Below are 18,250 nucleotides of genomic sequence, written 5' to 3' on the forward strand. Positions count from 1 at the left end.
GGTGGCTTTCGTTTGAAGCTCCGTCTTCTCGGATGGGGTTTCGCCAAGAATTTCAACGCCGAGTCCGGCCAGGCGGCCGGGCGCAGATCTCCAAGGAGAGGCACATATGACCAAGCTGAACGATCTGGCTCCGGCCCCCGGCTCCACCAAGGGCCGCATGCGCGTCGGCCGCGGCCCGGGTTCGGGCAAGGGCAAGACCGGCGGTCGCGGTGTGAAGGGCCAGAAGGCGCGCTCGGGCGTCGCCATCAACGGCTTCGAAGGCGGTCAAATGCCGCTGCACATGCGTATGCCGAAGCGCGGCTTCAACAACCCCTTCCGTCTCGAGTTCGCTGAAGTGAACCTGTGGCGCCTGGAACAAGCCGTCGAAGCCGGCAAGCTGAAGGCCGGCACCGAGCTGGACGCGGCCGCCCTGATCGCCGCCGGCGTCATCCGTCGCGAACTCGACGGCGTGAAGCTGCTGGGCAAGGGCGAGATCAAGACCGCTCTGAAGCTGACCGTCTACTCGGCCACCGACGCCGCCATCAAGGCCGTGGAAGCGGCCGGTGGTTCGGTCACCGTGACCAAGAAGGCCAAGGCGCAAGCCGAAGCCTAAGACCACAGTGTCATCCCGGGCGGTCTTGTCGGACCGCGCGGGAGCCCAGGCGGGGAGGGGCGTTCGCGCACCAGTCCGCCATAAAGCCCCATCGGGATGACGTTCTTTCGAGGCTCGCCGTGACATCACGGCGAGCCTCACCTATGTGTGGCTCCGCACTGGGGCCTACGCCCAGCGACCGGCGATTCCTCCGGCGCTTCGGCCAGGCCCCGTCCAATACTTGGAGCGCGCTCCGCGTCCGTCGCTGAAGACGGCCGGTCGCGTTCTCGTCGTGGGGAATTGAATGGCCTCGGCCGCCGAACAGCTCGCAGCCAATATGAACTTCGGGTCCTTCCAGAAGGCCACCGAACTTCACAAGCGCATCTGGTTTACGCTCATCGCCCTGGTGGTCTACCGCCTGGGCACCTACGTGCCGATCCCGGGCATCAATCCGGACGCCTTCGCCAGCGCCTTCGCGGGCCAGTCGAAGGGCATCCTGGGCATGTTCAACATGTTCTCGGGCGGCGCCGTCGAGCGGATGGCGATCTTCTCGCTGAACGTGATGCCCTACATCAGCGCCTCGATCATCGTGCAGCTGATGGGCTCGGTGTATCCGCCGTGGGAGAAGCTGAAGAAGGAAGGCGGCGAAGCCGGCCGCAAGACCCTCAACCAGTACACCCGCTACCTGGCGGTGATCCTGGCCTTGGTGCAGTCGTTCTCGATCGCCGTCGGCCTGCAGAGCCAGCCGAACCTGGTCTATTCCGACCTGCCGGGCTGGTTCTTCGTCCTGTCGACCGTGGTCTCGCTGACCGGCGGCACCCTGTTCCTGATGTGGCTGGGCGAGCAGATCACCAGCCGCGGCGTGGGTAACGGCGTCAGCTTGATCATCTTCGCCGGCATCGTCGCGGCCCTGCCGCGCGGCCTTGGCCAGCTGTTCGTGACCGCCCAGAACACCGGCAACTACTTCCCGCTCCTGGTGATCTTCGTGCTCGCCGTGGCGGTGATCTTCGCCATCGTGTTCATGGAGCGCTCGCAGCGCCGCCTGCTCGTGCACTATCCCAAGCGCCAGCAGGGCAACCGCATGGTCGGGGGCGACAGCTCCTTCCTGCCGCTGAAGATCAACACCGCGGGCGTCATCCCGCCGATCTTCGCCTCCAGCTTGCTGCTGCTGCCGACGACCGCCATGCAGTTCCTGAACCCGGCCAACCTGCCCAGCTGGGGCCAGTGGCTGCCGTCCGTGGTCGGCGCCATGCAGCACGGCCAGCCGCTGTTCATGCTCTGCTACGCGGGCCTGATCATCTTCTTCTCGTTCTTCTACACCTCGGTGGTGTTCAATCCGGACGAGACGGCCGAGAACCTGCGCAAGTACGGCGGCTTCCTGCCGGGCATCCGTCCGGGCAAGCGCACCGCCGAATATCTCGACTATGTGCTGACCCGCCTGACGGTGATCGGCGCGGCCTACATCACGGCCGTCTGCCTGTTCCCCGAGATCCTGATGGGCGCTCTTGGCAACAAGAACTTCGCCCTCGGCGGCACCTCGATCCTGATCGTCGTGACGGTGACCATGGACACCGTCGCCCAGATCCAGTCCCACCTGCTGGCGCACCAGTACGAGGGCCTGATCAAGAAGTCGAAGCTGCGGGGCGGCCGCGGTCGCTGACGCAGGTGTGAAACCGTCGGAAGCCGGATTGTGACAATCCGGCTTCCGTTTTCTTTGTACGCATTCTAGGTCTGACCAAGAGAGGGCGTCAGACCCTGGGAAACGCGTAAAGGGGCTTATATGAACTTGATCCTGTTTGGCCCTCCCGGGGCGGGCAAGGGCACCCAGGCCAAGCGATTGGTCGAACAGCGCGGCATGGTCCAGCTTTCGACCGGCGACATGCTGCGCGCCGCCATCGCCTCGGGCTCCGAGCTCGGCCTGAAGGTCAAGGACGTGCTGGACCGCGGCGACCTGGTCACCGACGAAATCGTCATCGCTCTGATCGAAGAGCGCCTGCCCGAGGCCGAGGCCGCCGGCGGCGCGATCTTCGACGGCTTCCCGCGCACGGTCGCTCAGGCCGAGGCTCTGGACGTGATGCTGGCCAAGCGTGGCCAGAAGATCGACTCCGTCGTGCGACTCGAAGTAGACGAGCCAGCCTTGATCGAGCGGATCACCAAGCGATACGCGGAGCAGGGGCGGTCTGACGACAACCCCGAAACCTTCGTGAACCGTCTGGCCCGCTACAACGCCGACACCGCGCCGCTGCTGCCGTACTATCGTGCGCAGAACAAGCTGGTGGCGGTCGACGGCATGGGGACCGTGGAAGCGGTCGCCGGAGCGATCGACGCGGCCCTTTCGGTCGTGGCGTGACTTTTAACGGAATCCGTTCCCTGAACGGATTCCGCCATTGACGGATGCGCAACTATCCCTATAACGGGGCGCTTCCGCGAAAGGGCGCGATCTGTGCGCGTCGGTCTGGGTCTTCGGATCGGGCCGAGCGCGCCGTTCGCGTCTTTGGTGCGTGACTAGGAGAACATTAGACGTGGCCCGTATCGCAGGCGTCAACATCCCGACGAACAAGCGCGTTGTCATCGCGCTTCAGTACATTCACGGCATCGGCCCGAAGTCCGCTCGTGACATCGTCACGAAAGTGGGCATCGAGGACGCCCGTCGCGTCAATCAATTGACCGACGCGGAAGTCCTGCAGATCCGCGAGACGATCGACCGTGAGTTCACCGTGGAAGGCGACCTCCGTCGCGAAAACTCGATGAACATCAAGCGTCTGATGGACCTGGCCTGCTACCGCGGCCTGCGTCACCGTAAGGGCCTGCCGGTCCGCGGCCAGCGCACCCACACGAACGCCCGCACCCGCAAGGGTCCGGCCAAGCCGATCGCCGGCAAGAAGAAGTAAGGTAGCCTGACCGATGGCCAAGGAACCGGGTCGCGTTAAAAAGCGCGAACGCAAAAACATCACCTCGGGCGTGGCGCACGTGAACGCCTCGTTCAACAACACCATGATCACCATCACCGACGCCCAGGGGAACACCATCTCCTGGTCGAGCGCCGGCATGATGGGCTTCAAGGGCTCGCGCAAGTCGACCCCGTACGCCGCTCAGATGGCCGCCGAAGACGCGGGCAAGAAGGCTGCGGAACACGGCGTGAAGACCCTGGAAGTGAACGTCTCGGGTCCGGGTTCGGGTCGTGAGTCGGCTCTGCGCGCTCTGCAGGCCGTCGGCATGACCATCACGACGATCCGCGACGTCACGCCGATCCCGCACAACGGCTGCCGTCCGCCCAAGCGTCGTCGCGTCTAGTATTTTTTAGATCCAATTCTCCTTCGCCGGCTGCGTCAAACGCGGCCGGCGAGTCGCGTTCAAGGGACACCACGTGATCGAAAGAAACTGGAACGAGCTGATCCGTCCTGAGAAGCCGCAGATCGAAACCGGCGCCGACGCCAGCCGCAAGGCCCGCATCGTCGCCGAACCGCTCGAGCGCGGTTTCGGTGTGACGCTCGGCAACGCCCTGCGTCGCGTTCTTCTCTCGTCGCTGCAAGGCGCCGCCGTCACCGCCATCCAGATCGATGGCGTGGTGCACGAGTTCTCCTCGCTCGAGGGCGTTCGTGAAGACGTCGTCGACATCGTTCTGAACATCAAGCAACTCGCCGTGCGCATGCACGCCGAGGGCCCCAAGCGCATGACCCTGCGCGCCTCGGGCGCCGGTCCGGTCACCGCTGGCCAGATCGAAACCCCGGCCGACATCGAGATCCTCAACCCCGACCACGTGCTCTGCACGCTGGACGAGGGCGGCTCGGTGCGCATGGAATTCACGGTCAACACCGGCAAGGGCTACGTCCCGGCCGATCAGAACCGTCCGGAAGACGCGCCGATCGGCCTGATCGCCGTCGACGCCCTGTACTCGCCGGTGAAGCGCGTGGCCTACAAGGTCGAGCCGACCCGCGAAGGCCAGCGCCTGGACCGTGACAAGCTGACCCTGGAAGTCGAGACCAACGGCGCCGTCACTCCGGTGGACGCCGTGGCCTACGCCGCCCGCATCCTGCAGGACCAACTGCAGATCTTCATCACCTTCGAAGAGCCCAAGGCCAAGGCCGCGGACGAGTCGAAGCCCGAGCTGCCGTTCAACCCGGCTCTGCTCAAGAAGGTCGACGAGCTGGAACTGTCGGTCCGTTCGGCCAACTGCCTGAAGAACGACAACATCGTCTACATCGGCGACCTGATCCAGAAGACCGAAGCCGAGATGCTCCGCACCCCGAACTTCGGCCGCAAGTCGCTGAACGAGATCAAGGAAGTTCTCGCCGGCATGGGTCTGCACCTCGGCATGGACGTGCCGAACTGGCCGCCGGAAAACATCGAAGACCTGGCCAAGAAGTTCGACGACCAGATCTAAGAGACTATCGCGCTGAATCCGGGCCGCTCTTCGTCCTCATCGAGGCCGAAGGGCGGCCTGGGCCTTTTGAAGCCGCACCCGCGGCAGAGGGCCCCGGCGCTTCGTTCTGACCCGGCCGGGATGCGAGCTGGGACTGGTGACAACAGGCGCTTCTTACGCGCCGCTCGGGCCAAGAGCCCAGGAGATACCCAATGCGTCACGGTTACGCCCACCGCAAACTCGGCCGCACCTCGGCTCACCGCACCGCCATGTTCGCCAACATGTCGGCTTCGCTGATCAAGCACGAGCAAATCGTCACCACCCTGCCGAAGGCCAAGGAACTGCGTCCGATCGTCGAAAAGCTGGTCACCCTGGCCAAACGCGGCGACCTGCACGCTCGTCGTCAAGCCATCAGCTCGGTTCGCGACGTCGAACAAGTCGGCAAGCTCTTCGCCGTGCTCGGTCCGCGCTACAAGGACCGTCAAGGCGGCTACATCCGCGTCCTGAAGGCCGGCTTCCGCTACGGCGACAACGCCCCGATGGCCGTCATCGAGTTCGTCGATCGCGACGTCTCGGAAAAGGGCAAGGACTCGGGTCCGGTCTACGTCAACGAAGCCGAAGACTAAGAGATCTCGGCCTCATAGGCTGAAACGAAAAGGCCCCGGAGCGATCCGGGGCCTTTTTGCTGTCTGGAGCCCCGGGGGAGGGGGCTCTACAAAAACCTCTCCCAGAGGGAGAGGGAGGGGCCCGTCGCGAAGCGATGGGAGGGTGAGGGGTTACGAGGTTTGACGGCGTGCCGGCGCTCCGTCAGGCGCCGTAACCCCTCACCCCGGCCCTCTCCCTATGGGAGAGGGGGCGTCCGAAGCCCGGGGCCGCTCACCGGCTGACGATGATCCCATCGAACTCCGGCAGGGCCAGGGTCAGCTTCTCGCGCGTGAAGGCGCTGGCGGTCAGCGGGCCGTGCACCGTTCCCGGGCCGTCCTTGGCCGCCTCCACATAGTAGAACCGCGGCGTCTCGTCGGGCAGGTCGCGACGGGCGATGACGACATAGCGGTCGTTGCCGCCGTACTGGTCGATGCGCGGTCCAAGCACCGTCTCGCAGGTCAGGGCGTCGCGCTCCCAGCACAGGCTCACGTGTTCGCCCTGGGCGTCGGAGGCTAGGCGATAGCGGCCGGCGACGGTCTCGTAGGTCCCGTTGAACAACGCCCAGCCCGAATTGCCGGCCCCGCGAACATAGCGGACGTCGGCGGTCCGCCAGTCACGATAGAGCCGGCTGGTCTCGCGGCAGAGCGCGACATTGGTGATCGAGGTGAGGCGGCAGGGGGCCGGGCGCCAGGCGCTCGGCGTGGGGGCGGGCTGCACTTCGAAGCCCATCGCCTCTTCCTTCGCCATCGCCCGAAAGACGGCGCCTGCGAAGGCTAGCTTCTGCTGAGCTTCGGACAGGACGAAGTCCGGCTCGCGCGACGGCGCGCTCGCGCAGCCGGCCAGGGCCGCCACGGTCAGGACAATGAGAGCCGCCCTCATTCGCGCGTCAGGTCCTGCCGCTGGAACAGCGCCAGCGCCGCCGCCGACAGGCCGACCGCCCAGGCCAGCAGGAAGGCCAGGGCCTTGGCCCAGGGCAGGGGCTCGTCGACCACGCTGCGGTCCTGCAGCAGCGCCGTCTTCAGCAGGTCGCCCGAGAAGGCCGGCAGCAGCAGGGCCTTCAGGCTCGGCTCGTGCATCCAGGCAGCGACCATCGACTGGGCGGCGGCGAACACCAGGCCGACGATCAGCGCGCCCATGGTCGAGCGGGTGGCCACGCCCACCAGGGCCGCCAGGGCGACCAGCACGACCAGCTGCAGCCAGCTGATCGCGAAGGTTCCGGCCAGGTCCGTCAGCGCCTCGCCGCGATAGGCCACGAAGGCCCCGCCGCTGGTCGCCGCGCTGAACAGTCCGCCCAGGGCCGCCGCCAGGGCGTAGAGCGCCAGGCTGACCGCCACCGCGATCGCCGCCGTCGCCAGCTTGGCCAGCAGCAGGTTCACCCGGCCGTTGCGCGGGGTCAGCAGTCGCCAGGTCTCCCAGCGATAGTCGCCGGCCAGCACGGCGGCCGACAGGATCAGCACGAACAGCCCCATGACCGGCGAGGCGCCGCCAGCCAGGGCCTTGACCATCCGTCCCACCAGGTCGACAGGAATGGGCGGCGCGCCCTTCATCAGCCGGCGGGCGAACAGCTCGCCGCCGATGGTCAGCACCAGGCCGGCGATGGGCGCGAACAGCACGCCCCAGAACACCGTGCCGCGGTCCTTCAGAAGCCGGAAGCGCTCGGCGGCGAGGGCGTCAACGAGCATCGGCCGGCTCCTTGGCTTGCAGGATGTCGAGATAGGCGCTTTCCAGGTCGGCCTCGCGCCAGCGGGCCTCGTGGATGTCGACGCCGGCGCCGACCAGGGCGCGGATCAGGGCAGGGGCCTCGCCGCGCTCGATCTGGGCCAGAGCGGCGTCGGGGCCGTCGGCGCGGCCCTGGTCGCCCAGCACCTCCAGCACCTGGGCCACGGGGCTGGCGACCAGGCGCAGGGCGGGCTTGCGGCCGGCCAGGGTCTCGACCGGACCTTCGGCGACCAGCTTGCCCTTCGACAGGATCGCCACCCGGTCGCAGACGCGTCGCACCTCGTCCAGCTGGTGGCTGGCCAGGATGATGGTCGCGCCTTCCTCGGCGGCCAGGCGGCGGATCAACTCGCGGATCTCCTGGATGCCGGCCGGGTCCATGCCGCTGGTCGGCTCGTCGAGAATGGCCAGCGAGGGGCGGGTGAAGAACACCGCCGCCAGGCCCAGCCGCTGCTTCATGCCCACCGAGAAGGTCGAGGTCTTGCGGTCGGCCGCTTCGGCCAGGCCCACGCGCTTGAGCCAGCCGCCGATGTCGGCGTCGGCGGCGCCGCTCTGCAGGGCCAGCATCTTCAGGGCGTCGCGGGCGGTCAGGTAGGGCGGATAGCGCGGCGTCTCGATCATCGCGCCCACCTGGCGCAGCGACGAGGCGTGGCCGGCAGGCGCGCCCGACAGCCGGGCCACGCCCGAGGTCGGACGCACCAGGCCCATGGCGATGCGGAACAGGGTGCTCTTGCCCGCGCCGTTGGGACCCAGCACGCCGAACACGCCGCCGGCGGGGATCTTCAAGGTCAGGTCGTCCAGCGCCCGTACGGCGCCGTAGGTCTTGGTCAGCCCCTCGGCCTCCAGCGCGAAACTCATGCGGCGCGGTCCCGGCTCGGCGGCATCGGCGACTCTCCCTTATGAACTTGGCGCGACTATGGGCGCGGAAACGCCGGTCGGCCAAGTTGTTTGGCGCCAGCAATACGAATTGTCGCCAAGCTGTTCTATAGGGGCGGAAGTCTTCGCTTCAGGGCCTGGCCATGACCGTGCTTTCCCGTTTCGCCGCACTTCTGGCGATCGTTGTTCTTTCCGGCTGCGCCACCGCGCCCCGTCAGACGGCGCAGGCGCCGCCGCCCAAGCCCGCCCTGACCATCCTGGTCTCGATCGACGGCTTCCGGGCCGACTATCTCGACCGCGGCGACACCCCGGCCATGAAGGCCCTGGCCGACGGCGGCGTACGGGCGGCCATGCGGCCCTCGTTCCCGTCGCTGACCTTCCCCAACCACTACGCCCTGGTCACCGGCATGCGCCCCGACCACAACGGCATCGTCAGCAACACCATGGAGGACCCGGAGATCCCGGGCGTCACCTTCACCCTCTCCAACCACGACGCCGTCACCGACACCCGCTGGTGGAGCATGGCCACGCCGATCTGGTCCACGGCCGAGAAGCAGGGCGTGCGCGCCGGCACCATGTTCTGGCCCGGTTCTGAAGCGCAGATCGCCGGCGTGCGGCCGACCAAGTGGGCGGTGTTCGACCAGAAGAAGCTCTCCAACGACCGCGTCGACACGCTGCTGTCTTGGCTGGACGAGACCAAGGACGCACCGCTGGGCCTGGCCACCCTCTATTTCGACATCGTCGACAGCGCCGGCCACAAGTACGGCCCGGACTCGGCGGAGGTCCGCAAGGCCTCGGCCGACGTCGATGTCGCCATCGCCCGCCTGGTCGAGGGACTGAAGGCCCGCGGCCTCTACGACCGCACGAACCTGATCATCGTCGCCGACCACGGCATGGCCCCGCTGCCGGCCAGCCAGCGCGTGGTGTTGGACGACAGCGTCGACCTCGCCAAGCTGCGCTATGTCGGCCTCGGCGCCATCGCCAGCATCTACCCCAAGCCCGGCGAGGAGGCCGCGGTGACCACCGCCCTGGTCAAGCCGCACGCGCACATGAGCTGCTGGGAGAAGGCCAGGATCCCGGCCCGCCTGCACTACGGAACCAACCGCCGCATCGGCCCGATCGTCTGCTCGGCCCAGACCGGCTGGTACATCACCACCGCCGCCTCGCAGAAGAAGCGCGAGGGCGAGGGCGGCGAGATGCGCGACGGCGGGGCCCACGGCTACGACAACGCCGACCCGCTGATGCAGGCGGTGTTCATCGCCCGCGGCCCGTCGTTCAAGTCGGGCAAGACCCTGCCGGTGTTCGACAATGTCGACGTCTATCCGCTGCTGGCCAAGGTGATCGGCGTGAAGCCGGAAAAGGTCGACGGCGAACTGGCCCCGGTGAAGGCCGCGCTGCGCTGATCGAAAGGCAAGGGCGGGTCGGAAGGCCCGCCCTTTTCTCTTGCTCAGATAATTGCGTTATGCGTTAAATATTGCGTCTCAACGCAATAGGAGGCGCGCATGGCCCGCCTGACCTCGGCCCTCTGCTACAAGGATCCCAAGGCCGCCCTCAAATGGCTGGAGGCCGCGTTCGGCTTCGAGCTCGTTTTGCTGATCGAGGACGGCGAGGGCAATCTCGCCCACTCGCAGATGACGTTCGGCGAGGCCCACGTGATGGTCGGCAACGAGTGGAGCGCCGACCACGCCAGCCCCGCCTCGCTGGGCGGCAAGAACACCCAGACGGTGCACATCCATATCGACGAGGACGTTGACGCCCACTGCCAGCGCGCCCGCGCCGCCGGGGCCGAGATCCTCGCCGAGCCCGAAACCCAGTTCTACGGCGACCGCACCTATCGCTGCCGCGACCCCGAGGGCCACATCTGGACCGTGGGTCAGACCGTCCAGGCCGTCACCCGCGAGGAGGCCGAGGCCGCCACCGGCCTGAAGATCCAGGGCTGGGCGTGACGCCGGACGACTTTCGTCGGCTGGCGCTCGCCCTGCCGGGCGTGGTCGAGGGCGCGCACATGGGCACGACCGATTTCCGCGTCGGCCGGATCTTCGCCACCCTCGGCTACCCCGACGCCCGCCATGGCATGGTGCAGCTGACGCCCGACCTGCAGGCGATGCTGGTCGCCGCCGAGCCCGCCGCCTTCGTCCCGGTCAAGGGCGGCTGGGGCCTGAAGGGGGCGACCAACGTCGTGCTCGACGCAATCGACGAGCCGACCCTGAAGAGCGCCCTGGAGCAGGCCTGGCGGCTGAAGGCCGGCAAGCGCCTCGTCGCCGAACTGGACGCGGCCCGGTGAGCATCGACCGCACCCTGGCGGCCCTGGCCGACCCGCACCGCCGCCGCACGGTCGAGCTGCTGGCCGACGGTCCGCGCCGGGCGGGCGAGCTGGCCGACGCCCTGGGCCTGTCGCCGCCGGCCATGAGCCGCCACCTGCGCACGCTGCGGCAGGCGCAGCTGGTCGAGGAGAGTCACCCGCCGTTCGACGCCCGGGTGAGGGTCTACGCCCTGAAGCCCGGTCCCATGGCCGAGCTCAAGGCCTGGGCCGCCGCGGCCGAGGCGCTGTGGAGCGACCAGTTGCTGTCGCTGAAGGCTCACCTGGAGACGGAAGGGTGAGCGCCCGCATCCTCGTGGCCCTGCGCATCAAGGCCGCGCCCGCCCGGGTGTTCGACGCCTTCGTCGGCGAGATCGGCGCCTGGTGGCGGCCCAATCCGCTGTTCTCATTCCCCCCGCGCTCGCCCGGCGTGCTGGCCTTCGAGGGCGAAGGGGAGGGCGCGCGCCTGGTCGAACGCCTGGCCTCGGGCAAGGCCTTCGAGATCGGCCGTGTCCGCGTCTGGACGCCGGGCGAGCGGCTGGTGTTCGGCTGGCGCCAGGCGGCCTTCGCCCCTGGCATGGACACCGAGGTCGAGGTCCGCTTCGAACCCGTTGGCGCCGAGACCCGCGTCACTGTCGAGCACCGCGGCTGGGAGACCGTGCCCGCCGAGCACGTGGCCCGCCATGGCTTTCCGGATCAGCTGTTCCTGCTGCGTCACGGCCAGTGGTGGACGGGGCTGCTGGAGGGGTTGGCTGGGCATATCCACCCGTAAAATCCCTGCGAAAGCGGGGACCCAGGCTTTTCTGAAACGCGTGGCGCTCGACGACAAAACACCTGGGTCCCCGCTTTCGCGGGGATTTTACGGAGAGAAGACCGGGGCTTCAGCCCTTGCCGACTATCCACCACGCGGTCAAAGATCCCGCTCCTCGGGAGGTCCCATGTCCGAACCCACCGCCCATAAGGTCCGCAAGGCGGCCTTGGGCTTCATCTTCATCACCGCCCTGATGGACGTGCTGTCGCTGGGACTGATGATCCCGGTGCTGCCCAGCCTGGTGAAGTCCATGGCCGGCGGCCGCACCGACGACGCCGCCCAGTGGACCGCCGCCTTCGGCATGGTCTGGGGCGTGATGCAGTTCGTCTGCTCGCCGATCCTGGGCATGCTGTCCGACCGTTTCGGCCGCCGGCCGGTGATCCTGATCTCGATCTTCGGACTGGGGATCGACTACATCTTCATGGCCCTGGCCCCGACCCTGTGGTGGCTGTTCCTCGGCCGGATCATCCACGGGGCCACGGCGGCCAGCTTCTCGGCGGCCGGCGCCTATATCGCCGACGTCACGCCCGAGAAGGGCCGGGCCAAGGCCTTTGGCCTGATCGGCGCGGCCTGGAGCGCGGGCTTCATCGTCGGCCCGGCGCTCGGCGGGCTGCTGGGCAAGATCGACCTGCACCTGCCGTTCTGGGTGGCGGCCGGCATGGCGCTGCTGAACTGGCTGTACGGCCTGCTGGTGCTGCCCGAATCCCTGCCGCCCGAGCGCCGCGTGGCCCGCTTCGACTGGACCACGGCCAATCCCGTCGGCTCGCTGAAGCTCCTGGGGTCGCACCCAGACCTGCCGCGCCTGGGCGTGGTCAGCTTCCTGATGCAGCTGGCCCACAACGCCTATCCCAGCATCTTCGTGCTCTACACCGGCTACCGCTACGGCTGGGACACCGCCCAGATCGGCCTGCTGATGATGCTGTCGGGCGTGCTGGGCGTCATCGTCCAGGCGGTGCTGATCGGGCCGATCGTCGATCGCCTGAAGGAGCGCGGGGCGGTGATCGCGGGCCTGGTCTGCTTCGTCGTCTCGTTCGGGATCTTCGCCTTCGCCCCGACCGGCTGGATCTTCGCCTCGGGCCTGGCCGTCAGCGCCTTCTCGGCCCTGATCCAGCCCGGACTGATGGGCATGATGACCAAGCGCGTCGGCCCCAGCGAGCAGGGCCAGCTGCAGGGCGCCAACTCGGCCATCATGGGCCTGACCGCCATCGTCGGGCCGGTGCTCTACGGCCTGACCCTGGCCTTCGCCGTGCGCCACGAGCAGACCCTGCACCTGCCGGGTCTGCCGCTGGTCATCGCCGGCCTGCTGGCCCTGGGCGGCCTGGCCGTGATCCTGCGCACGCGCCGCGCCCGTCCGCTGGCGGTCGGGGAACCCGGCCTTGATCCCGCGCGCTGAAGGCCTTGAATGCGCCCGAAACCTTCGCTGTTTAGGGATGAACAAACGCGTCCGCTCGCCTTTCGAGCGGTCGCGTCCTGAAGACTGACGGAGTCACCGACTTGTCCAAGCCCGCCCTTCGCGTCCTGATCCCGACCCTGGCCCTGCTGGCCGCCTGCTCGGATCCGGCCTCGCGCAGCCAGGCCCAGTCCATCCCCGACCTCGCCCAGCCGACCCGCAAGTCGCCGACTGATCCGGTGTCGATGAAGGCCTCCTTCGCCCCGGTGGTGAAGAAGACGGCCCCGGCCATCGTCAACGTCGCCAGCCGCCGCGTCGTGCGCCAGCAGGCCGATCCGTTCTGGGACTTCTTCATGGGCGGTCGTGGCGGCGCGCCCCGCTCGCAGGTGCAGGGCTCGCTCGGCTCGGGGGCCATCGTTCGCGCCGACGGGGTGATCATCACCAATCACCACAACATCGAGAACATGAGCGACATCACCGTGCAGCTCGCCGACCGGCGCGAGTTCCCCGCCACGGTGCTGCTCGACGACCCGCGTTCGGACCTGGCCGTCCTGAAGATCGACACCAAGGGCGAGCGCCTGCCCACCATCGCCATCGACGACCAAGAGCAGCTCGAGGTCGGCGACCTCGTTTTGGCCATGGGCAACCCGTTCGGCGTCGGCCAGACCGTCACCAACGGCATCGTCTCGGCCCTGGCCCGCACCGACGTCGGCGCGGCCGAGTTCGGCAGCTACATCCAGACCGACGCGGCCATCAATCCGGGCAATTCGGGCGGTCCGCTGGTCGACATGGACGGCGACCTGATCGGGGTGAACACCTTCATCATCTCGCGTTCGGGCTCGTCCAGCGGCGTCGGCTTCGCCATCCCGGCCGCCGTGGTGCGCCAGGTGGTCTCGACCGCGCTCGGCGGCGCTCACAGCGTCGTGCGGCCGTGGCTGGGCGTGCGCGGCCAGCCGGTCACCGGTGAGATCGCCAAGGGCCTGGGCATGTCCACCCCGCGCGGCGTGCTGATCTCCGACGTCTATCCCGGCGCCTCGGCCGACAAGGGCGGCGTCAAGGAAGGCGACGTCATCCTGTCGATCGACGGCCAGCCGGTGAACGACGAGGGCGGCGGCGCCTTCGCCATCGGCACCCACAAGATCGGCGACCGCGTGCCGGTGGTCGTCCGCCGGGGCGACCGCGAGCAGACCCTGACCGTCCGCGCCGAGGCCGCGCCCGAAATCCCGGCCAAGGACGAGCGCACCCTGACGGGCCGCAACCCCTTCGAGGGCGCGACGGTGATGAACCTGTCGCCGGCCGCCGCCCAGGACGTCGGCGCCGACGCCTTTTCCGGCAAGGGCGTGCTGGTCACCAAGGTCGGCCAGGGCTTCGCGTTGAACGCCGGCCTGCGTCCCGGCGACTTCGTGCGCGAGGTCAACGGCAAGGCTGTCAACACCACCGCCGACCTGGCCGCCGCGATCCGCAACGAGACGGCCACCTGGACCGTCGTCATCGAGCGGGGCGGCCAGCGCATCTCGGCCCGTTTCCGCACCTGATCCGGCCGCGACCCTCTCCCTTCGGGGAGAGGGTTTCCGCTGACCGCGGAACCTCCTAAACCTCTTCCCATGTCCGATCTCTTCCAAGCCGCCGGCATCGCGCCCCACGCGCCCGCGCCGCTGGCCGACCGCCTGCGTCCCCAGAGCCTCGAAGAGGTGGTGGGCCAGGAGCACCTGCTCGGCCCCGTCGGCCCGATCGGCCGGATGGCGGCGGCTCATCGCCTGGCCTCGATGATCCTCTGGGGCCCGCCCGGCACCGGCAAGACCACCATCGCCCGCCTGCTGGCCAAGGCCGGCGGCTACGAGTTCATGCAGATCTCGGCCGTCTTCTCCGGCGTCGCCGACCTGAAGAAGGCCTTCGAGCAGGCCCGCATGCGCCGCCAGGCCGGCCAGTCCACCCTGTTGTTCGTCGACGAGATCCACCGCTTCAACCGCGCCCAGCAGGACGGTTTCCTGCCGTTCGTGGAGGAGGGGATCGTCACCCTGGTTGGCGCGACGACCGAAAACCCCTCGTTCGAACTCAACGGCGCTCTGCTGTCGCGGGCCCAGGTGTTCGTGCTCAAGCGCCTGGACGAGACGGCGCTGGAAAGCCTGCTCGCCAAGGCCGAAGCCGCCGAGAACCGCAAGCTGCCGGTCGACGCCGAGGCTCGCCAGGTGCTGATCGCCATGGCCGACGGCGACGGCCGCTACCTGCTGACTCTGACCGAGACCCTGCTGTCGATCGGCACGGACACGCCGCTCAATCCGACCCAGCTGGGCCAACTCCTTCAGAAGCGCCGTCCGGCCTACGACAAGGATCGGGAAGAGCACTACAACCTGATCTCCGCCCTGCATAAGTCGGTGCGCGGCTCCGATCCGGACGCGGCCCTCTATTGGCTGGCGCGGATGCTGGAGGGCGGGGAAGACCCGCTGTTCATCGCCCGCCGCCTGGTGCGCATGGCCTCGGAAGACATCGGCGCGGCCGATCCGCTCAGCCTGCTTCTGACTACCGCGGCGAAAGACGCCTACGACTTCCTGGGTTCGCCGGAAGGCGAGCTCGCCCTGGCCCAGGCCGTGGTCCATATGGCCAGCGCGCCCAAGTCCAACGCCGTCTACAACGCCTACAAGGCCGCCCGTCGCGCGGCCAAGGAGACCGGCAGCCTCATGCCGCCCTCCCACATCCTCAACGCCCCCACCAAGCTGATGAAGACCCTCGGCTATGGCGACGGCTACGCCTACGACCACGACGTCGAGGGCGGCGTCTCGGGCCAGAACTACTTCCCCGACGGCATGGCCCGCCCGAAGTTCTATGAGCCGAAGCCGATCGGCGCCGAGGCCAAGGTCAAGGACCGCCTCGACCACTGGAGCCAACTGCGCCGAGGCGGTAAGTGACGCCGATGTCCAAGCCGCCCCGCCGTCCGCCCGCCGCGCCCAAGCCCAAGGCCTCCGATAGCCCGATAGAGCTGACGCCGGACGAGATCGCCTTCACGCGCTCGCTGGTGATCCACGAGGACGACAGCATCTTCGTGCTCAACAAGCCCGCCGGTCTCTCCAGCCAGGGCGGCCGCATCAAGGCCCACACGCTGGACGACCTGCTGTGGGCGCTGGCCCGCCGCGACCGGCCGCGTCCGCGCCTGATCCATCGCCTGGACCGCGACACCTCGGGCGTGATCCTCACCGCTCGCACCAAGCCGGCGGCGACGTTCCTCGGCAAGGCGTTGATGGGCAAACGCTTCCGCAAGACCTATCTGGCCATCGTCGCGCCCGGCGCGCCCGAGCCGCGCGGCGGCCAGATCGACAAGGCCCTGCGCCGCGAGTCCATCGGCCGCGAGGCCTATATGCGGGTCTGCGAGGACGACCATCCCGACGCGGAAAACGCCCGCAGCCGCTATCGCACCCTGGCCGCCAACGCCCAGGCCGCGCTTGTCGAGCTTTCCCCCGACACCGGCCGCATGCACCAACTGCGCGTCCACATGGCCTCGATCGGCCGGCCTATCGCCGGCGACAGCCGCTACGGCGGGGCGCTGATGCTGGCCGGCGCGCCGGTGCCTCGGCTGATGCTGCACGCCGCGCGGCTGGTGTTCCCGCACCCCGAAGGCGGCGAACGACGGATCGAGGCGGAGATCCCCGACGACATGAAGGCCGTGCTGGAAAAGCTGGACTTGGCGCTTCCGGAACGCTGAACTTGGCCGAGCCGTTTGAGAGGCAAGGGAGAAACGCCATGAAGTCCGCCCGCCTCGTCTGCGTCCTCGCCGCCAGCGCCCTGGTCCTGGGGGCCTGCGCCACCGCCAAGCCCACCGTCTACCGGCCGCAGGCCGCCGCCACCGACGTCGGCTTCGCCCAGTACAAGATGGAGGAGGGGCGCTATCGCGTGACCTTCCGCGGCGGCCCCGGCGCGCCGGCCGGCCAGGTCACCGACTACGCCCTGCTGCGGGCGGCCGAGCTGGCCCTGGCCGACGGCTACAGCTGGTTCCGCGTCGCCGACCGCATCACCCAGTCGACGGGGGGAGGGGGCGGTCCGACCTTCTCGGTCGGCGCCGGTTCGGGCAGCTATGGCCGCCGCTCCGGCGTCGGCCTGGGCCTTGGCACCAGCTTCAACCTCGGTCCCGGCCCGGCGCTCAGCACCACGCTGGAAGTCGTGTTCGGCAAGGGCCCGCGCCCGCCGGGCGAGGCCTACGACGCCCAGAGCGTGGTCAACACCATCGGCAAGGGCATGGGCCGGGTCTGAACCCACTCATATCCGTACCCCGCTTTCGCAGGGGGGGCGGAAAACGGATCAGGCCGCCACGCGCGCCGCGTAGGGGTGGGCCGCGCGCAGCGAGGCGTGACTGAGGCCGGCGGTCTCGGCGGCGGCGAAATAGCCTTCCGCCGGCAGGCCCTGCAGCGAAACCATCGGCGCCAGGCCGCGGGCCTCGCGACCAAAGGCCATGATGTCGGCGGCGATCTTTTCGGCCGGTCCGCTCAGGTCGCAGGCGTCCAGGGTCAGCCCCGCCAGGCGGGCGTCGCGCAGGTGCTTGAAGGCTTCCTTGTCCGGCGGCACGCGGGCGACGACGCCGCGGGTCAGGGCCTTCAGCAGGCCGACCACTTCCAGCAGACGGCCGGCGGGCGTGCCGCGGGTGACGTCCACCAGCTCGATCATCACCCCGCCGCGCAGCAGGGCCAGCGACAGGCCCGAGGTGCCGGTCAGCAGGTCGCGGCCGCGCTGGGTGCCCAGGGTGCGGAACGAGGCCGGCAGCACCAGGTCGGGGCGCTCGTTGCCTTGAGCGGCCTTGGCGAAGGCCGCGCCGTAGCGCAGCGTCGCCTCGTCGATGAAGGCGATGTCCTTGTCGGCCAGCTTGGTGATCGCCCGTCCGCTGATCGAGCGGCCGGTGCCCAGGTGGGTGACGATCGGCTCGACCCGAATGGCGGTGGTGACGTTGCGGCGCAGGCCGATCACGTGCTCCAGCGCGAAGTCGACCCGCAGGGCCGCCCCGCCGCTGGTGGTGAAGGCCACGGGCGTGCGGCGCATCTCGTCGCTGACGTCCATGTCCGTGCGGAACGGCGAGCGTTCGGAGTCGCGGCGCGCGCGGGCGGCCAGCACGACGGACGGATCGATGGTGCGGCAGACGACGCCGCCGGCCTCGACCCCGATCACCGAGCGCACGCCGATGTCGCGCAGCTCGGCCGCGCCCAGCAGGTGGGTCAGCACGTCCTCGAGGATGCGGACGCTGGCGGCCTGGGCCGACAGGCCCTGGTCGTTGTGGGTGGCGATCAGGAAGTCGTCCTCGCTGACCCGTCCCCGCAGGTCGGCGCGGTCGAGATGTTCGTTCAGCTTGCGCTCGACATAGGTCCAGACGTCGGTGCGCTTGTGTTCCCACCAGTCGCCGGCCCAGCGGCGGATGGCCTTGATGCTGATCACGTTGACCGAGCCGCGACCGATCAGATCGGAACTGGCCAGCCGGTTCAGCATCGCCGGCGGCAGGGCCAGGCGTTCGGTCGTGTCGTCCTTGGGAGGCAGGGAGGCGGGCATCGGACCGTGGGATTCGCGGGAGGAGATCAGAGGTTGCCCTGCTCGCCCTTAACCTC

Annotated in this window: 21 protein-coding genes and 1 pseudogene; 17 read left to right on the top strand and 5 right to left on the bottom strand. The window is 68.7% G+C overall.

Going from position 1 to position 18,250, the window contains the following annotated elements; all coding sequences use genetic code 11:
* Positions 1 to 106: 106 nt before the first annotated feature.
* The 7 genes from rplO (at position 107) to rplQ (ending at position 5,560) form a co-directional block, all read left to right on the top strand.
* Entirely contained in the window at positions 107 to 592 is a 486-nt protein-coding gene (gene rplO / locus AC07NG_RS01755) for a 50S ribosomal protein L15 (RefSeq protein WP_494591760.1), read from the top strand.
* Between the two features lie 283 nt (positions 593 to 875).
* Positions 876 to 2,231 (top strand): preprotein translocase subunit SecY, encoded by a 1,356-nt coding sequence (gene secY, locus AC07NG_RS01760; RefSeq protein ID WP_487289611.1) that lies wholly within the window; start codon positions 876 to 878, stop codon positions 2,229 to 2,231.
* A gap of 120 nt (positions 2,232 to 2,351) precedes the next feature.
* Positions 2,352 to 2,921: an adenylate kinase gene (locus AC07NG_RS01765; RefSeq protein WP_492857439.1), complete on the top strand. Its 570-nt coding sequence runs from the start codon at positions 2,352 to 2,354 to the stop codon at positions 2,919 to 2,921.
* Positions 2,922 to 3,093: 172 nt separating this feature from the next.
* Positions 3,094 to 3,462, top strand: coding sequence for a 30S ribosomal protein S13 (gene rpsM / locus AC07NG_RS01770; RefSeq protein WP_110119926.1), 369 nt, complete (start codon positions 3,094 to 3,096; stop codon positions 3,460 to 3,462).
* A gap of 13 nt (positions 3,463 to 3,475) precedes the next feature.
* Positions 3,476 to 3,865 carry a 30S ribosomal protein S11 gene (gene rpsK / locus AC07NG_RS01775; protein ID WP_058348453.1) on the top strand — a complete coding sequence of 130 codons (390 nt, stop codon included), beginning with the start codon at positions 3,476 to 3,478 and terminating at the stop codon, positions 3,863 to 3,865.
* Positions 3,866 to 3,938: 73 nt separating this feature from the next.
* Positions 3,939 to 4,955, top strand: coding sequence for a DNA-directed RNA polymerase subunit alpha (locus AC07NG_RS01780; RefSeq protein WP_101715822.1), 1,017 nt, complete (start codon positions 3,939 to 3,941; stop codon positions 4,953 to 4,955).
* Between the two features lie 191 nt (positions 4,956 to 5,146).
* Complete coding sequence (gene rplQ / locus AC07NG_RS01785; protein ID WP_110119927.1) at positions 5,147 to 5,560, top strand: 50S ribosomal protein L17; 414 nt, start codon at positions 5,147 to 5,149, stop codon at positions 5,558 to 5,560.
* A 94-nt stretch (positions 5,561 to 5,654) separates the two neighbouring features.
* On the opposite strand, the pseudogene AC07NG_RS01790 reads toward rplQ, so the two are convergent.
* The 4 genes and pseudogenes from AC07NG_RS01790 to AC07NG_RS01805 all read right to left on the bottom strand — a co-directional run.
* Positions 5,655 to 5,762: pseudogene (locus AC07NG_RS01790) on the bottom strand (hypothetical protein); the annotation flags it as partial.
* A 48-nt stretch (positions 5,763 to 5,810) separates the two neighbouring features.
* The gene (locus AC07NG_RS01795) at positions 5,811 to 6,458 is read right to left on the bottom strand and encodes a hypothetical protein (protein WP_494591764.1); all 648 of its coding nucleotides are present in this window, start codon (positions 6,456 to 6,458) and stop codon (positions 5,811 to 5,813) included.
* Positions 6,455 to 7,261 (bottom strand): DUF2705 family protein, encoded by an 807-nt coding sequence (locus AC07NG_RS01800; protein WP_494591766.1) that lies wholly within the window; start codon positions 7,259 to 7,261, stop codon positions 6,455 to 6,457. The genes AC07NG_RS01795 and AC07NG_RS01800 overlap by 4 nt, the downstream gene beginning before the upstream one ends.
* Complete coding sequence (locus tag AC07NG_RS01805) at positions 7,251 to 8,153, bottom strand: ABC transporter ATP-binding protein (RefSeq protein WP_494591768.1); 903 nt, start codon at positions 8,151 to 8,153, stop codon at positions 7,251 to 7,253. The genes AC07NG_RS01800 and AC07NG_RS01805 overlap by 11 nt, the downstream gene beginning before the upstream one ends.
* A gap of 161 nt (positions 8,154 to 8,314) precedes the next feature.
* On the opposite strand from AC07NG_RS01805, the gene AC07NG_RS01810 reads away from it, so the two are divergent.
* The 10 genes from AC07NG_RS01810 to AC07NG_RS01855 all read left to right on the top strand — a co-directional run bounded on the left by AC07NG_RS01810 (position 8,315) and on the right by AC07NG_RS01855 (position 16,913).
* Positions 8,315 to 9,574 (top strand): alkaline phosphatase family protein, encoded by a 1,260-nt coding sequence (locus AC07NG_RS01810; RefSeq protein WP_494591770.1) that lies wholly within the window; start codon positions 8,315 to 8,317, stop codon positions 9,572 to 9,574.
* Between the two features lie 99 nt (positions 9,575 to 9,673).
* Positions 9,674 to 10,117 carry a VOC family protein gene (locus AC07NG_RS01815; RefSeq protein ID WP_494591772.1) on the top strand — a complete coding sequence of 148 codons (444 nt, stop codon included), beginning with the start codon at positions 9,674 to 9,676 and terminating at the stop codon, positions 10,115 to 10,117.
* Positions 10,114 to 10,455 carry an MmcQ/YjbR family DNA-binding protein gene (locus tag AC07NG_RS01820; protein WP_494591774.1) on the top strand — a complete coding sequence of 114 codons (342 nt, stop codon included), beginning with the start codon at positions 10,114 to 10,116 and terminating at the stop codon, positions 10,453 to 10,455. The genes AC07NG_RS01815 and AC07NG_RS01820 overlap by 4 nt, the downstream gene beginning before the upstream one ends.
* Positions 10,452 to 10,772, top strand: a complete 321-nt coding sequence (locus AC07NG_RS01825; protein ID WP_494591776.1) for an ArsR/SmtB family transcription factor — start codon at positions 10,452 to 10,454, stop codon at positions 10,770 to 10,772. The genes AC07NG_RS01820 and AC07NG_RS01825 overlap by 4 nt, the downstream gene beginning before the upstream one ends.
* Positions 10,769 to 11,242 carry an SRPBCC domain-containing protein gene (locus AC07NG_RS01830; protein ID WP_494591778.1) on the top strand — a complete coding sequence of 158 codons (474 nt, stop codon included), beginning with the start codon at positions 10,769 to 10,771 and terminating at the stop codon, positions 11,240 to 11,242. The genes AC07NG_RS01825 and AC07NG_RS01830 overlap by 4 nt, the downstream gene beginning before the upstream one ends.
* Before the next feature lie 166 nt (positions 11,243 to 11,408).
* Positions 11,409 to 12,674: a TCR/Tet family MFS transporter gene (locus tag AC07NG_RS01835; protein ID WP_494591780.1), complete on the top strand. Its 1,266-nt coding sequence runs from the start codon at positions 11,409 to 11,411 to the stop codon at positions 12,672 to 12,674.
* Between the two features lie 101 nt (positions 12,675 to 12,775).
* Entirely contained in the window at positions 12,776 to 14,206 is a 1,431-nt protein-coding gene (locus AC07NG_RS01840) for a Do family serine endopeptidase (RefSeq protein WP_487289627.1), read from the top strand.
* Positions 14,207 to 14,275: 69 nt separating this feature from the next.
* Positions 14,276 to 15,577 carry a replication-associated recombination protein A gene (locus AC07NG_RS01845; RefSeq protein WP_494591782.1) on the top strand — a complete coding sequence of 434 codons (1,302 nt, stop codon included), beginning with the start codon at positions 14,276 to 14,278 and terminating at the stop codon, positions 15,575 to 15,577.
* 5 nt (positions 15,578 to 15,582) lie between these two features.
* Positions 15,583 to 16,368 (top strand): RluA family pseudouridine synthase, encoded by a 786-nt coding sequence (locus AC07NG_RS01850; RefSeq protein WP_494591784.1) that lies wholly within the window; start codon positions 15,583 to 15,585, stop codon positions 16,366 to 16,368.
* 38 nt (positions 16,369 to 16,406) lie between these two features.
* Positions 16,407 to 16,913, top strand: a complete 507-nt coding sequence (locus tag AC07NG_RS01855) for a CC0125/CC1285 family lipoprotein (RefSeq protein ID WP_487289630.1) — start codon at positions 16,407 to 16,409, stop codon at positions 16,911 to 16,913.
* A 48-nt stretch (positions 16,914 to 16,961) separates the two neighbouring features.
* Here the strand turns inward: AC07NG_RS01855 and AC07NG_RS01860 are convergent, their stop codons facing one another.
* Positions 16,962 to 18,194: a hypothetical protein gene (locus AC07NG_RS01860; protein WP_492857427.1), complete on the bottom strand. Its 1,233-nt coding sequence runs from the start codon at positions 18,192 to 18,194 to the stop codon at positions 16,962 to 16,964.
* Between the last annotated feature and the right edge of the window lie 56 nt (positions 18,195 to 18,250).

The sequence above is a fragment of the Caulobacter sp. GW821-FHT10C03 genome (assembly GCF_059415485.1).

What these genes read in the sequence shown, in the direction of transcription:
- secY (WP_487289611.1), top strand. Translation starts at nt 876, where the DNA reads ATGGCCTCGGCCGCCGAACAGCTCGCAGCCAATATGAACTTCGGGTCC.
- AC07NG_RS01855 (WP_487289630.1), top strand. Translation starts at nt 16,407, where the DNA reads ATGAAGTCCGCCCGCCTCGTCTGCGTCCTCGCCGCCAGCGCCCTGGTC.
- AC07NG_RS01765 (WP_492857439.1), top strand. Translation starts at nt 2,352, where the DNA reads ATGAACTTGATCCTGTTTGGCCCTCCCGGGGCGGGCAAGGGCACCCAG.
- rplO (WP_494591760.1), top strand. Translation starts at nt 107, where the DNA reads ATGACCAAGCTGAACGATCTGGCTCCGGCCCCCGGCTCCACCAAGGGC.
- AC07NG_RS01815 (WP_494591772.1), top strand. Translation starts at nt 9,674, where the DNA reads ATGGCCCGCCTGACCTCGGCCCTCTGCTACAAGGATCCCAAGGCCGCC.
- rpsK (WP_058348453.1), top strand. Translation starts at nt 3,476, where the DNA reads ATGGCCAAGGAACCGGGTCGCGTTAAAAAGCGCGAACGCAAAAACATC.
- rplQ (WP_110119927.1), top strand. Translation starts at nt 5,147, where the DNA reads ATGCGTCACGGTTACGCCCACCGCAAACTCGGCCGCACCTCGGCTCAC.
- AC07NG_RS01805 (WP_494591768.1), bottom strand. Translation starts at nt 8,153, where the DNA reads ATGAGTTTCGCGCTGGAGGCCGAGGGGCTGACCAAGACCTACGGCGCC.
- AC07NG_RS01795 (WP_494591764.1), bottom strand. Translation starts at nt 6,458, where the DNA reads ATGAGGGCGGCTCTCATTGTCCTGACCGTGGCGGCCCTGGCCGGCTGC.
- AC07NG_RS01845 (WP_494591782.1), top strand. Translation starts at nt 14,276, where the DNA reads ATGTCCGATCTCTTCCAAGCCGCCGGCATCGCGCCCCACGCGCCCGCG.
- AC07NG_RS01860 (WP_492857427.1), bottom strand. Translation starts at nt 18,194, where the DNA reads ATGCCCGCCTCCCTGCCTCCCAAGGACGACACGACCGAACGCCTGGCC.
- AC07NG_RS01850 (WP_494591784.1), top strand. Translation starts at nt 15,583, where the DNA reads ATGTCCAAGCCGCCCCGCCGTCCGCCCGCCGCGCCCAAGCCCAAGGCC.
- AC07NG_RS01835 (WP_494591780.1), top strand. Translation starts at nt 11,409, where the DNA reads ATGTCCGAACCCACCGCCCATAAGGTCCGCAAGGCGGCCTTGGGCTTC.
- AC07NG_RS01800 (WP_494591766.1), bottom strand. Translation starts at nt 7,261, where the DNA reads ATGCTCGTTGACGCCCTCGCCGCCGAGCGCTTCCGGCTTCTGAAGGAC.
- AC07NG_RS01810 (WP_494591770.1), top strand. Translation starts at nt 8,315, where the DNA reads ATGACCGTGCTTTCCCGTTTCGCCGCACTTCTGGCGATCGTTGTTCTT.